Here is a 13,190-nt window from a genome sequence, read left to right as displayed (position 1 = left end):
CGGAGCCAATGGCGCCGCTGGCTTGGTGTTGTGCTGTCATGTTCTATTCCAGAAGGGGCCTCTTCGGGCCTGGGTCTGCGGTGATGAGCATTGAACTTGATGGCGCCATTCTACACGTAAGCGCCGCCGCAGTGGAGGCATGGCTGCCATGGTGCTGCCCGCATAGCCCAAGCCCCGCAGGCAAGCCTTGGCAGGCTGCGCCTGCACGAAGGGGCCCCAGCACCACACATCAGTGCCGCGACGGGGGCGGTCGGGTTCTGCCCTGCGGCGGTTGCGGGCGACAGGATCGGGATCGCATAATGTACCCTTTGAGCGAACCAGAAGGAGCCGGGATGACACTGGATGCAGAGATAGAGCACCTCGCCACCGAGCTGGGCCTGGCCCTGAGCCAGCGTGGCTGGCTGGCGGCCACCGCCGAATCTTGTACCGGTGGCGGGGTGGCCACGGCCATCACGGATATCGCGGGCAGCTCCGGTTGGTTCGATCGCGGTTTTGTGACCTATACCAACGAGGCCAAGCAGCAGATGCTGGGGGTAAGCGAGCAGAGTCTGCGGGAACAGGGCGCAGTGAGCGAGGCCGTGGTGCTGGAGATGGCTCGCGGCGCGCTGGAGAACTCGCGGGCCGCCATCAGTGTGGCCATCAGTGGCATCGCCGGTCCCGGCGGTGCCACTGAAGACAAGCCGATCGGCACCGTCTGGTTCGCCTGGGTGGATCGCAGTGGTCGTCATCACTCCCTGCTGGCCCGTTTTGACGGGAACCGGCGACAGGTACGCCAGCAGGCAGTCAGGCAGGCCCTGGCCGGTCTGTTAGCCCTGCTCAGATAAATTGGGCTTGATACTGTATGAATAGACAGTATACTTAGCCCAACTTCACTTCTTACTCACGATTTCCAGCGGAGATTGGCATGGATCAGAACAAACAGAAGGCACTGGCGGCTGCGCTGGGTCAGATTGAAAAGCAGTTCGGCAAAGGTTCCATCATGCGTCTGGGCGACAGCAAGACCATGGATATCGAAGCCATCTCTACCGGTTCCCTCTCTTTGGACGTGGCGCTTGGCATTGGCGGCTTGCCGTGTGGTCGTATCGTCGAGATCTACGGCCCGGAATCTTCCGGTAAAACCACCCTCACCCTGCAGGTGATTGCGGAAGCCCAGAAGAAAGGCAAGGTTTGTGCTTTTATCGATGCGGAACACGCCCTCGACCCCATCTATGCGGCCAAGCTGGGCGTCAACGTTGACGACCTGCTGATCTCCCAGCCGGATACCGGTGAACAAGCGCTGGAAATCTGCGACATGCTGGTTCGCTCCAACGCCGTTGACGTCATCATCGTCGACTCGGTGGCGGCCCTGACGCCGAAAGCGGAAATCGAAGGGGAGATGGGCGACTCCCACGTCGGCCTGCAGGCCCGTCTGATGTCCCAGGCGCTGCGCAAGCTGACCGCCAACATCAAAAACGCCAACTGCCTCTGTATCTTCATCAACCAGATCCGGATGAAGATCGGCGTCATGTTCGGTAGCCCGGAAACCACGACTGGTGGTAACGCGCTCAAGTTCTACGCCTCCGTGCGTCTGGATATCCGTCGCATCGGTGCTATCAAGGAAGGTGACGAAGTGGTCGGTAACGAGACCCGCGTCAAGGTGGTCAAGAACAAGGTTGCCCCGCCCTTCAAGCAGGCTGAATTCCAGATCTTCTACGGTGTTGGTATCTCCAAAGAGGGCGAACTGGTGGATCTGGGCGTCAAGCACAAGCTGATCGATAAGGCCGGCGCCTGGTACAGCTACAACGGCGAGAAGATCGGTCAGGGCAAGGCCAACGTGATGAAGCTGTTTGCCGAGAACAAGGCGATGGCGGCCGAGATAGAAGCCAGACTGCGTGAACTGCTGCTCTCCGGTGATGCGCCGGCCGAGAAGCCGGTGGTGGCGGAGGCTGACGAGCTCGAAGCCGAAAGCGAACAAGAGTTCGAATAACAGGAAGGCCGGGCTAACCCCCGGCCTTGTCATTTATGGCTGATATATCTACTCCCAGCGAGCCCCCTGAACTCTCCTTCGAAGAGCTGTTTGCCTCAGCCAAAGCCTTCGCCATGCGCAGTCTGGCTCGCCGCGAGAGCGCCGAGTCGGAGCTGGCCAACCGGCTGCGCAAGCAGGATTTCAATGATGAGGTGATCAGTGCTGTGCTCGACTATTGTCGCGGCTACCACTGGGTCGATGACGAGCGTTATGGCGCCATGGCAGTACGAGCCGGTGCGACCAAGGGGCAGGGGCCCATCAAGATCCGCTTCGATTTGCGCCGCAAGGGGCTGAGTGATGCGCAGATAGAGGCCGCCTTCGAGCAACCCGAGCTGGACTGGTTCGAGCTGGCACTCGCGTTGCTGCAACGACGGGCCAGGGCCAGTGATCTGGGGGATTTCAAACTGCGGATGAAGTGGATCAAGTATCTGCTAGGGCGCGGATTCAACCAGGATCAGGCCCGTTATGCCATCGCAGCCATGATGGAGCAGAGTGCCTAGCGTGGCGTTTGCCACTGACGGTTGAATGGGTCGTGAGGAAAGTGACTTGAAGAAAGTGACTTGAAGAGGGTGTCTGGGCGGCTCGTTGTCATGGCTATCGCGGCTGGCTTCACCACGCAGGCTGTCGAGAGGTTTGCCATCGTGGCCCGGAGCGTCTCTTGAACGACTCAGGGTATATCCTTTCTTCCACTGTGCTTGCATTGACCGGGCTCCTTGCCAGGCACCTGGCCCGCGCAGGTCATGAGTGCCAAGACTGCGCAGCATAGCGTCACCCGCTTGCGATTCAGCCATGGCTGGCCGAATGGCCGACCTGACGCCGAGGGGATAGCCCCTCGGATCCGAGCCTGAAAATTCTCCCGCTGCGGACCCATCTCACCGGTAAAAACGGCAGGGTTGCCTCCCTGCTCTGCCAACACAGCGTGATGCGCGCTTTTTCACCCGTCACGGGCTGGTACGTTTTACTTTACCCCGCAGAAAACTTACATTAATGCGGTTAAAAGTCCGTATTCGAATCAAGCAGGATTTTCCATGTATATGTCCACGTCAGAGTTACGCTCAGCGTTCCTCGAGTATTTCCGCTCCCAGGGGCACCAGGTTGTCTCCTCCAGCTCGCTGGTGCCGCATAACGACCCGACCCTGTTGTTCACCAACGCAGGTATGAACCAGTTCAAGGATGTATTCCTTGGCGCCGACAAGCGTGCCTATAACCGCGCCACCACGGCCCAGCGTTGCGTGCGGGCTGGCGGTAAGCACAATGACCTGGAAAACGTCGGCTATACCGCTCGTCACCACACCTTCTTCGAGATGTTGGGCAACTTCAGTTTCGGTGACTACTTCAAGCAGGACGCCATCCGGTTTGCCTGGGAATTCCTGACCGGGACCCTCAAGCTGCCCAAAGAGCGCCTGCTGGTAACCGTGTATGAAACGGATGATGAAGCCTTCGACATCTGGGCAGATGAAATGGGTGTGCCGGTCGAGCGCATAGTGCGCATCGGTGACAACAAGGGTGCTCCGTTTGCTTCCGATAACTTCTGGCAGATGGGTGATACGGGTCCGTGCGGCCCCTGCACCGAGATCTTCTATGACCACGGCGATCACCTCTGGGGTGGCCCTCCCGGTTCACCGGAAGAAGATGGCGACCGTTTCATCGAGATCTGGAACGTGGTCTTCATGCAGTTCAACCGTCAGGCCGACGGCACCATGGCACCGCTGCCCCGTCCGTCCGTGGATACCGGCATGGGGCTGGAGCGTATCTCCGCCATCATGCAGGGAGTGCACTCCAACTATGAAATCGACATCTTCCAGGGATTGATCAAGAAAGCGGCCGAGATAGTCGGCACCACGGATTTGAACAACCAGTCCCTGCGGGTTATTGCCGATCACATTCGTTCCTGCGCCTTCCTGGTGGCGGACGGTGTCATGCCATCCAACGAAGGCCGTGGTTATGTGCTGCGTCGCATCATCCGCCGCGCCGTGCGTCACGGGCGCAAGCTGGGTGCCACCGACGTCTTCTTCTACAAGCTGGCCGCCGAACTGGCCGTGCAGATGAAAGACGTGGCGGCCGAGCTGATCGCCCAGCTGCCGCTGGTCGAGCGCGTGCTGCGCATCGAGGAAGAGCAGTTCGTCCGCACCCTGGATCGTGGCTTGTTGCTACTGGAAGACGTGCTGACCAACCTGGGCGATGCCAAGATTATCCCGGGCGAGGTGGTGTTCAAGCTGTATGACACCTATGGCTTCCCGGCTGACTTGACCGCCGATGTGGTGCGCGAGCGCGAGATCGGTATCGACGAAGAGGGCTTCAATGCCGAGATGGAGAAGCAGCGCGCCCGCGCGAAAGAGGCCTCCAGCTTCGGTGTGAACTACAACGAGGTGCTCAAGCTCGACTTCGAGACCCCGTTTACCGGTTACAAACAGCTGAGTCAGAAGACGACCGTCGTTGGCATCTACAAGGATGGCGTCGAAGTGAACGGCCTCATCTCAGGTGAAGAAGCCGTGGTAGTGCTGGCCGAAACCCCCTTCTACGCCGAGTCCGGCGGTCAGGTGGGTGACTGCGGTATCCTCAAGGTGGATGACGGCATCTTCGCCGTGACTGATACCCAGAAAGCGGGCAAGGCCGTCATTCATAAGGGGTATCTGGAGCTGGGCACCCTGGAGAAGGGGGCCGAGATCGAAGCCGTGGTCGATGGCGAGCGCCGTCAGGCCGTGGCCCTGAATCACTCGGTGACTCACCTGCTGCACGCAGCCCTGCGTCAGGCGCTGGGGGATCACGTGACTCAGAAGGGGTCTCTGGTGGGCGCCGAGCGCATGCGCTTTGACTTCTCCCACTTCGAAGGATTGACCATGGCGACCATTCGCCGGGTCGAAGAGCTGGTCAACGCCCAGATCCGTGCCAACCATGACGTCAACACCCAGGTGATGGATCTGGAAACGGCCAAGTCGGCCGGTGCCATGGCGCTGTTTGGTGAAAAATATGAAGACGACGTGCGCGTGGTGCGCATGGGCGACTACTCCACCGAGCTGTGCGGCGGCACTCACGCCAAGCGCACCGGTGACATCGGCTTCTTCAAGATCATCGCCGAGAGCGGCATTGCCGCCGGCGTGCGTCGTATCGAAGCCGTGACCGGCAAGGGTGCCATCGATTTCATGCACCAGCTGGGTGAGCAGATCGAAGAGGCAGCGGCGCTGGTGAAGGGGGATCAGTTCTCCATCGCCGATAAAGTGCGCCAGATGCTGGACAAGTCCAAGATGATGGAGCGTGAGCTGGAACAGCTCAAGGCCAAACTGGCGGCTCAGGCTGGCAGCGACCTGCTCAGTCAGGTGATCGAGATCAATGGCCGGAAGGTGCTGATTGCAGCGCTGGAAGGGGCTGATCCCCAGTCACTGCGTGGCATGCTGGACGAGCTGAAGAATCAGATGAAATCCGGTGTCGTGCTGCTGGCAACCAGCAGCGATGACAAGGTCAACTTGATCGCCGGCGTGACCAGTGATTTGACTGGCAAGGTCAAGGCTGGTGAGCTGGTCAATCTGGTGGCCCAGCAGGTGGGTGGCAAGGGCGGTGGTCGGCCCGACATGGCGCAGGCGGGCGGTACCCAGCCGGAAGCTGTGCCTGCGGCACTGCAATCTGTTCACTCTTGGCTGGAAGAGCGCCTGTAATCGGGCGAGGTGATCTGTGGCACTCTATGTACAGAAGTACGGCGGCACCTCGGTCGGCACGCTGGAGCGGATCGAGGCGGTGGCTGAGCGGGTTCAACTGACCCGCGCCCAGGGACACGACGTGGTGGTGGTTGTCTCCGCCATGTCGGGCGAAACCAACCGGTTGCTGGGCATGGCTCAGCAGCTGGATCCGGATGCCAACCGGCGCGAGATGGATGTGCTGGTTTCCACCGGTGAGCAGGTCACCATAGCGCTGTTGGCGATCGCGTTGAACAAACGCGGTTGTTCCGCGGTCTCAATGACCGGTGATCAGGTCCGTATTCATACCGACTCCGCCTATGGCAAGGCGCGTATCAGCCACATCGATACCGAGCAGGTTCAGGCTGAGCTGGGCGCGGGCAAGGTAGTGGTGATCGCCGGATTCCAGGGCCGTGATGCGCATAATGCCATCACGACGCTGGGACGCGGTGGTTCGGATACCACAGCAGTAGCGGTAGCGGCAGCCATCAAGGCCGATGAATGCCAGGTCTTTACCGATGTGGATGGGGTCTATACCACGGATCCGCGCATCGAACCCAAGGCCCGTCGTCTCTCCACCATCACCTTTGAGGAGATGCTGGAGATGGCGAGCCTGGGGGCCAAAGTGCTGCAGATCCGTTCGGTGGAGTTCGCAGGCAAGTACCGCGTGCCACTACGGGTGCTGTCGAGCTTTGTCGATGGAGAGGGAACTTTAATCACATATGGAGGTGAGAGGATGGAAGCTCCCCTGGTATCCGGGATTGCGTTCAATCGCAACGAGGCCAGCCTGACCATTCTGGGGGTGCCGGACCGGCCAACGGTGGCGGCGCAGATCCTGAATCCGATCAGCGATGCCAACATTGATGTCGACATGATAGTGCAGAACACCCTGGGGGATGGCACCGCCGATTTCACCTTCACGGTCAATCGCGATGACTATCGCCGGGCGCGCGCCCTGCTGGAGGAGACTGCCAGCGAGCTGGGAGCCGCCTGCGTGCAGGGCAACGGTGAGATAGCCAAGGTGTCCATCGTCGGCGTCGGCATGTGGAATCATCCTGGCGTCGCCCGCACCATGTTCAAGGTATTGGGCGAGGAGGGGATCAACATGCAGTTGATTTCCACCTCTGAAATCAAAATATCCGTGGTGATTGACGAGAAGTACCTGGAGCTGGCGGTGCGCGCGTTGCACGCTGCTTTCGGGCTGGATAATGAGCCTCATGAGCAGCCCTTGGGGAACAATCCCTGATTGATTTAGTTTCAACCATTTACCATATCGGTATCTTTGTAAGATAATGTCGTATATCGATATAAATACAAAACAGGCTACAGGAGCAAGCGAATGCTTATTTTGACTCGTCGTGTAGGGGAAACCCTGATGATTGGTGATGAAGTGACTGTCACCGTACTGGGCGTTAAAGGCAATCAGGTTCGTATCGGTGTGAACGCACCGAAAGAGGTCTCCGTGCACCGCGAAGAGATCTACCAGCGGATACAGGCCGAGAAAGTTCCGGGCCAACCGAATTTCTAAGCCGCATCGATAGCTGCTTGAAGGCGACACCTCTGTGTCGCCTTTTGTTTTTCCGGGCCCGGGAATTGGCTTTCAAGGTACTAAACTGCGGCATAAGTACTGATATTGTTTGAATATTCCACGCTTTGACCAAATGCTGAGCTAACGCACTTTTTTCTCCAAAAAAGTGTTTGACTAAAAATCCCTGTGAAGTATTATCAGCCCCGCAAACGGAGAGGTGGCCGAGAGGCTGAAGGCGCTCCCCTGCTAAGGGAGTATGCGGCTTATACCCGCATCGGGGGTTCGAATCCCCCCTTCTCCGCCATTTGCGCCCGTAGCTCAGCTGGATAGAGTACCTGGCTACGAACCAGGTGGTCGGAGGTTCGAATCCTCCCGGGCGCACCATATTACGACTCAAGCAAGAGTCATGTGTTGACCATCAGCAAGTCGACACTTTGGAAAAGGCTTACTGATAAGTAAGCTTTTTTTATCGTTTAAAATCAGGGCGCCCGTAGCTCAGCTGGATAGAGTACCTGGCTACGAACCAGGTGGTCGGAGGTTCGAATCCTCCCGGGCGCACCATTTTGAGCAGTACCAAAAGTTTGTGAGCGCCCGTAGCTCAGCTGGATAGAGTACCTGGCTACGAACCAGGTGGTCGGAGGTTCGAATCCTCCCGGGCGCACCATTTTGAGCAGTACACAAAAGTTTGTGAGCGCCCGTAGCTCAGCTGGATAGAGTACCTGGCTACGAACCAGGTGGTCGGAGGTTCGAATCCTCCCGGGCGCACCATTTTGAGCAGTACCAAAAGTTGATGAGCGCCCGTAGCTCAGCTGGATAGAGTACCTGGCTACGAACCAGGTGGTCGGAGGTTCGAATCCTCCCGGGCGCACCATACAGACAGCCTCGACTCAGGTCGGGGCTGTTTTTTTATGTGCGAAATTCACCTCTGCGGTGCGGATCTGCTTCCGTGGTGACGGGTCGTTCACTGTCCTGTCGATCTGCTCTTGCCATCTCTTCTGCTTCGCTTCCCGTTATTTGGTGCCGCTCTTCTGATCGGGGTTATACCCTGTCTCTTTTACCGCCTCTGCCTGCGCGCTGTATGTCTGTTGTTGCAACGGGGGATAGCGTGCCATGCCATCGCTCAGGGGGTAACAGCCAACCTCTTGTACCGCCAGCTGTGGTGTTTTACGGGTAATAAAAAAGGATGCCGCAGCATCCTTTTTATTTGTTTTATGTATTTGTTTTTATTGTGTTTTTGTTTTTACTTTGCCACAAAGTGACCACCCTGGAAATCAAGGGCCGCTGGCCCCTGTTTTTCTATGGTTCTTTTCCGGCCTCTTTTGGGGACGAACCCAAGAAACGGTTAGTCAGGTACAGCACAACAAGGAATATATTGAAGGCGATGAACGGGACCCATCCCAAGGAGAACAGATAACGGACATGACGAAATTCCGCAGGTGTCAGGTCTGCATTTGGGAGTGAAAGGCTATAGGTGAGAGTTAGCCCACCGCAAATATAAGCGTAGGCAAAAGCCAGATAAACCCCGGCTAGTGAGCAGGTAATAACAGCCCGTCTAACGATCGTTCGGTTCATATGTCCCTCCTAATAAGCCACCGACTGTTCCTCCTGCATACCCCGTTGAGCTGCCAGCATACCCGGCAGTGTCTGCCGCACTTCCCATTGAGCGATCTTCCGGGCTCTGCTGTCCTGGCGCGATGTCGCCCGTATTCTGAAACCAGCTTTTCATTTGGCTGGTGACATCAACAGCTCGGAGGTCGGCCGCATCAGTACTGACAAGCTGCATATATCGACGCAGAGAACCTGGAATTGTGAAATCCTCAGAGTATGTGAACCCAATGATGGTGCGATCAAAAATCTGTGACCCTCCCGCTCGAATAGCCCTGACAGAATGAGTAGTGCAGTTGTTCCCCGTCAGATCGTATTGATCGATTACCCGGCCGAATAGTTTGGTTCTTTCTCCTGCATCGGGGTAATTGGTGCCATGGTCACTGCTCAGAAACAACGCAGAAAGGTAACCGTCCATGACGGTCTGATCGGCATCTAGAATTTTGAAAACACTGGCCTGGGTTTTATAGAGTTGTTCAAGCAAATATCCGCGAGCCGCTGGGCTATCGGACATTCGCAATAGTATCCCTTCGCCAACTAAAGGGTTGCCAGGCGGCATATCACCGTAGCGGCCGTAGGTGAAAACTGTGGGTTTTCCTTGCGAATGAATAGATATGAAGGCGTGACCGGTAGAGTCTGTTTCTACCCAGAGAAAAACCCCGTCGGCTACTATGTTCGTCTCGGCCTTACACTGTTGGCCAAGAGCCGCTCCTTCGACCTGGGTTTGCTGATTTAGCAGATGCTCAGGGAGCGCGCGGAGCTGCAAGTTACCGGCGTTGGTATCCGTCCAACCTGGTGGTGTGGTTGTCCACTTGCTGATCCGGCTGCGACATGCCGGACACTGGCACATAGTCATTTGCTTCTCCTGCCCACTTTGTGAGCGGGCAGTCTGCCACAGGTTCGGATGAGAATAAAACTCAAGGAGGCCGATTGCAGGGGATGTGATGGCACGGGTATGATGCCACGCTGCTTGGTGACACCTGTTGATGCGGCGCCATTCCCTGGCCATTGTCTTGGTCATTCCCGCAGCAGAAACCCCAGTCATTGCTGGGGTTTCGTCTTTGTATCGGGCTCCCATGCATCAGCATTTGAGATCCTGACCGCTTCACTCGTGAAGTTTTGGATCTTTGTCAAAATTGCCCGCCAAGCCTTGCCGCATAAGGCTTAACCGCTTTTCCCTTGTGGTCGCACCAGATCCACCTCGCCGACTCAGATCCTCACGGAAAGTAACTGCTATCTTTTTATCCTCAATGACTTACGCTTTTCGCGCTGGCGGATTGGTGTGATCAAACCTCCCCCCAACGATCATCAAATGACGTTTTGTGAAATTCTGAATTCCCCCCAAGAACCTAGCCACGGCGCGGGTTAGACGATAGATTTGCACCATTTTATTTGTGCAAAAAACGCCACATTTTTAGCCCGAAGGTGGGGGGGGAGGAGTGCGGATTCCGTGAGCGGCGCGTTTCCGTTGCCGCGCCTGGGCTACGGGGCCAGGGGCTGGCCACAAAAAAGCGACGCATGTGCGTCGCTGTGGTGAATGGGTTTCTGGCTGGGCGCTACCGGTCGCCACCCCATCCCATTTTCTTGAATGCCTTGGCGGCGATGGCCAGCAGTTCATCGCTGTTTGCCTCGGGCAGCATGGGGCGTGCCGGGGTCTCTACTGTCCATCTGTTCTTCCTGGTCTCGCCGGTGGTCGTCCGAATGATGATGGCGGCGCGTTGGACGCTGAGATGCGCCTGTATCCACTTGAGTGAGGGCTTGCGGTAGCGGCGGCGCTTGCCGCGTTCTGACAAGACTTTGTACCCCAGTGCACGCAGGCGTGTCGCCTGGCTGCGGGTACAGGGGCTATCCGTTGGTTTGAATGGCTCCTTCTTCTTGCCCCTGTCTGAGGCTCTTGGTTTCGCGGGTGTGGGGGGCGCGGCGCTGAACTGCTGTGACATCCCCTGGTGTTGCTGGTTGGCTATCATCCCCGCAAAGCGGGAATCAAAATCGATGGTGGCAGCGTCCTCGGTACCACGAGCGCGCAGGCGTTTGGACAGGCCGGTGAGCCGCTTGTGCTTGCGCTTGCTTATTGTGCGTGCCCACGTTGAACCGTCAGGGGCTTTACCTGCCCGGATGCGTTGGCGGTTCACCTTGACCACTTCCCGGCCTATCTGCTGGGTGATACGCCGGCGCTTGGCTGGCGGCAGAGAGGCCGCATCCAGACGCTCCAGCAGGCTGAGCATGGTGCCCTGATTGATGGTGAGTGAAATCATCTACATGCCTCTATTCGATGATGGGGGAGAGCTGGCCGGCCAACTGCTTGGCTTGTTGGCCATGTCCCGTCATGGCCCCGCTGTTCCCGGGAGCTGGCCCGCTGCCGTGGGTATGGCTGGCGGTGGCGGTGGCCAGCTGCTCCACCACGTTCATCAGCTGGAGCAGCAGCCGGAAGATGTTCACGCCCTCGGTCCCCATCCACGAACGGGGCGCCTCCAGGTGTTGCAGTTCGCCGGCAACGGCCCGGCGCAGCTGGCCCACCACCTCGACCAGATCCCCCGCCGTGGTCTGGCTCATGTTGCCCAGACACCCCAGGGTGAGATCATCACCGGCCAGCAGCTCGATGGCCCCAAGCGCCTCGATGAGCTTGAGCCCGCCCACCTCCTCGATACTGTGCTGCGCCACCTGCAGCTGATGCTGGCCATGTTCCCCCAGGTAGTCGTCACTCTGGTGGTGCATCTGCAGGGCGCGGTCATGTAGGTGCCGGTCGGTGTGGCGGCTCAGATTGCCCACGGTATCGGTGCGGCTGAACACCTCGGCTCGTTGTTGCTGCAGTTGCTCGCCCGGGGCGATGTCCGGCAGGGCCCAGCCACTGCCGAGCACGGTGCGGATAAAGGGCCGGTCAGCCCGCCCAAAGGCAAACCCCAACTCAACCAGGGTCCCCTCGAGGGGGAACTGCAGCAGGCCCTGTTCCGGCCCGCCGAACTGCACCGGCAGTGGTACCGCTCGATAAAGCGGGGCGGCCTTGTCCGGCTGGCCATCTTCGCCCAGCAGTTGCACGTCCACCGCATAGCGGGGGCGAAACGGGTCATTGAGCTGGCCGGCGCTGGCCTGGTCGCTGATGGCCTCGACCCGCCCGAACTTGGGCAGGTGCATCTGGTCGGCCAGCTCCGGAAACTCGCCCTCCATCTTGCGCCGCTCCACCGACTTGGTGGCCTTGCCCGGGGTGACCGTGGTCAGGGTCATTTCGTCCCCCTTGAGCCGTACCCGGGTCACTCGCTTGCCGTTGACCGTCGCACCAGGGCGCATGGCGGGCACGGGGGGCAGGGTGATGAGATTACCCGCCTGGCGCGCGGTCCAAGCCGGGTCGATTTCCACCTCCCTGCCATACCAGCGGGAATCGGTGTGGCTGCCTACAAAGATGGCGCCATCGGGTTGCTGATACCAGACAAAGTCCGGCACCTCGAAGGCGCGGCCGGCGTTATCGAGCAGCTGATAGCCGGTGCCGGCGCTGGTGAAGTTAGGAATGGGGCGATCGGCATAGTCGGCCGCTTCGGGCAGCATGAAGACCAGACTGGTCTGGGTGGTGAGCCAGGCCAGCAGGTTGCGCAGGGTGGCGTGCTGCATGCTGACAGGTAGCCGGCCGGCCAGGATGCCCGCCAGCTCCCGGCAGAGCAGTTGCACGGCCCCCGTGGCGGCAGGTTGAACGTCGTACACATAACCGGTGAACCAGCGGCGCAGCTCGCCGTTGTAACCGACATCGATGGTGACGGGGTGGCCTTTTTGCACTTGGGCCTGCGCCGTCAGGGCCGCCCGACCGCCGGCATTCAGATCCAGCATGATGTCGTGCTCAACCAGATGGGCAGGCTGACCATTGATGGTCAAGCGGGTGGTCAGCTTCATGCCAGGATATCTCCCAGTTTGTTGTCCAGTTTCTTAAAGAAAGCCTCTCCTGTGGAAAGCGGCTCATCCCCCGATTGACCATTGCCGCCTGCGGCGGCGGTACCTGGCGATCCTTTACCGATATTGGCGGGGTTACCTGGTAGGCGGGCTTCACGCTTCTCCGGTACCGAGTTGAATTCCTTCAAGGTGAACTGCACCTGCCAGGCCAGCAGCCCCTCTTGTTCGCTGGCGCTGATGCGCCCGGCAAACTTGGCCTGGCGTACCTTCACCGACTTGGCCAGCAGCGACCCGACCCGGTAGACGTGGCGCTTGCCGCCATCGCCCTTGGCATCGGCCAGCTCAAACAGCCGGCTCAGCATGCGCTCCTCCTTGAACGGGATAAGGCCGGAGATGTCGAGCTCCTTGGCCTTGGCGCCCTGTTCGGCGCTGCTGGTCGAGCTGGTCTGGCCGCTCTGGTCCTTGTCCTGAAACTGCATCGATGCGGAGACCCGCATCGACTTCA

The 13,190-nt window shown here is 58.8% G+C and carries 10 protein-coding genes and 6 tRNA genes; 12 read left to right on the top strand and 4 right to left on the bottom strand.

Translation table 11 applies throughout. The annotated features are described in order from the left end of the window. Positions 1–332: 332 nt before the first annotated feature. From pncC to GWQ22_RS15925, 12 genes are all read left to right on the top strand, one after another. A complete protein-coding gene (pncC, locus tag GWQ22_RS15980; protein WP_275930912.1) occupies positions 333–824 on the top strand; it encodes a nicotinamide-nucleotide amidase in 492 nt (163 codons plus the stop codon). 80 nt (positions 825–904) lie between these two features. Beyond that, a complete protein-coding gene (gene recA, locus GWQ22_RS15975; RefSeq protein WP_212512737.1) occupies positions 905–1,966 on the top strand; it encodes a recombinase RecA in 1,062 nt (353 codons plus the stop codon). Between the two features lie 35 nt (positions 1,967–2,001). After that, positions 2,002–2,505: a regulatory protein RecX gene (locus tag GWQ22_RS15970; RefSeq protein WP_275930911.1), complete on the top strand. Its 504-nt coding sequence runs from the start codon at positions 2,002–2,004 to the stop codon at positions 2,503–2,505. Positions 2,506–3,033: 528 nt separating this feature from the next. Next, positions 3,034–5,658, top strand: coding sequence for an alanine--tRNA ligase (gene alaS, locus GWQ22_RS15965; RefSeq protein ID WP_275930910.1), 2,625 nt, complete (start codon positions 3,034–3,036; stop codon positions 5,656–5,658). 16 nt (positions 5,659–5,674) lie between these two features. Further along, entirely contained in the window at positions 5,675–6,922 is a 1,248-nt protein-coding gene (locus GWQ22_RS15960) for an aspartate kinase (protein ID WP_275930909.1), read from the top strand. 93 nt (positions 6,923–7,015) lie between these two features. Continuing rightward, positions 7,016–7,204, top strand: coding sequence for a carbon storage regulator CsrA (gene csrA / locus GWQ22_RS15955; protein ID WP_026456466.1), 189 nt, complete (start codon positions 7,016–7,018; stop codon positions 7,202–7,204). 211 nt (positions 7,205–7,415) lie between these two features. Then, positions 7,416–7,508 (top strand) — tRNA-Ser (locus GWQ22_RS15950). A 3-nt stretch (positions 7,509–7,511) separates the two neighbouring features. After that, positions 7,512–7,588 (top strand) — tRNA-Arg (locus GWQ22_RS15945). A 100-nt stretch (positions 7,589–7,688) separates the two neighbouring features. Then, positions 7,689–7,765, top strand: a tRNA-Arg gene (locus tag GWQ22_RS15940). Between the two features lie 26 nt (positions 7,766–7,791). Beyond that, a tRNA-Arg gene (locus GWQ22_RS15935) sits at positions 7,792–7,868 on the top strand. Positions 7,869–7,895: 27 nt separating this feature from the next. Further along, a tRNA-Arg gene (locus GWQ22_RS15930) sits at positions 7,896–7,972 on the top strand. A 26-nt stretch (positions 7,973–7,998) separates the two neighbouring features. Next, a tRNA-Arg gene (locus tag GWQ22_RS15925) sits at positions 7,999–8,075 on the top strand. Positions 8,076–8,756: 681 nt separating this feature from the next. Here the strand turns inward: GWQ22_RS15925 and GWQ22_RS15920 are convergent. From GWQ22_RS15920 to GWQ22_RS15905, 4 genes are all read right to left on the bottom strand, one after another. After that, positions 8,757–9,830: a hypothetical protein gene (locus tag GWQ22_RS15920; protein ID WP_275930908.1), complete on the bottom strand. Its 1,074-nt coding sequence runs from the start codon at positions 9,828–9,830 to the stop codon at positions 8,757–8,759. Positions 9,831–10,365: 535 nt separating this feature from the next. Then, positions 10,366–11,064 (bottom strand): phage virion morphogenesis protein, encoded by a 699-nt coding sequence (locus tag GWQ22_RS15915; protein WP_212514485.1) that lies wholly within the window; start codon positions 11,062–11,064, stop codon positions 10,366–10,368. Positions 11,065–11,074: 10 nt separating this feature from the next. After that, positions 11,075–12,688 (bottom strand): hypothetical protein, encoded by a 1,614-nt coding sequence (locus tag GWQ22_RS15910; RefSeq protein WP_275930907.1) that lies wholly within the window; start codon positions 12,686–12,688, stop codon positions 11,075–11,077. Next, positions 12,685–13,190: hypothetical protein (locus GWQ22_RS15905; RefSeq protein ID WP_275930906.1), on the bottom strand; the 506-nt coding region annotated here is incomplete at its 5' end. The genes GWQ22_RS15905 and GWQ22_RS15910, both read right to left, overlap by 4 nt.

This window comes from Aeromonas sp. 1HA1 (assembly GCF_029237385.1).
GTDB lineage: Bacteria > Pseudomonadota > Gammaproteobacteria > Enterobacterales > Aeromonadaceae > Aeromonas > Aeromonas popoffii.
This window is presented reverse-complemented; position numbering and strand designations above follow the sequence as displayed.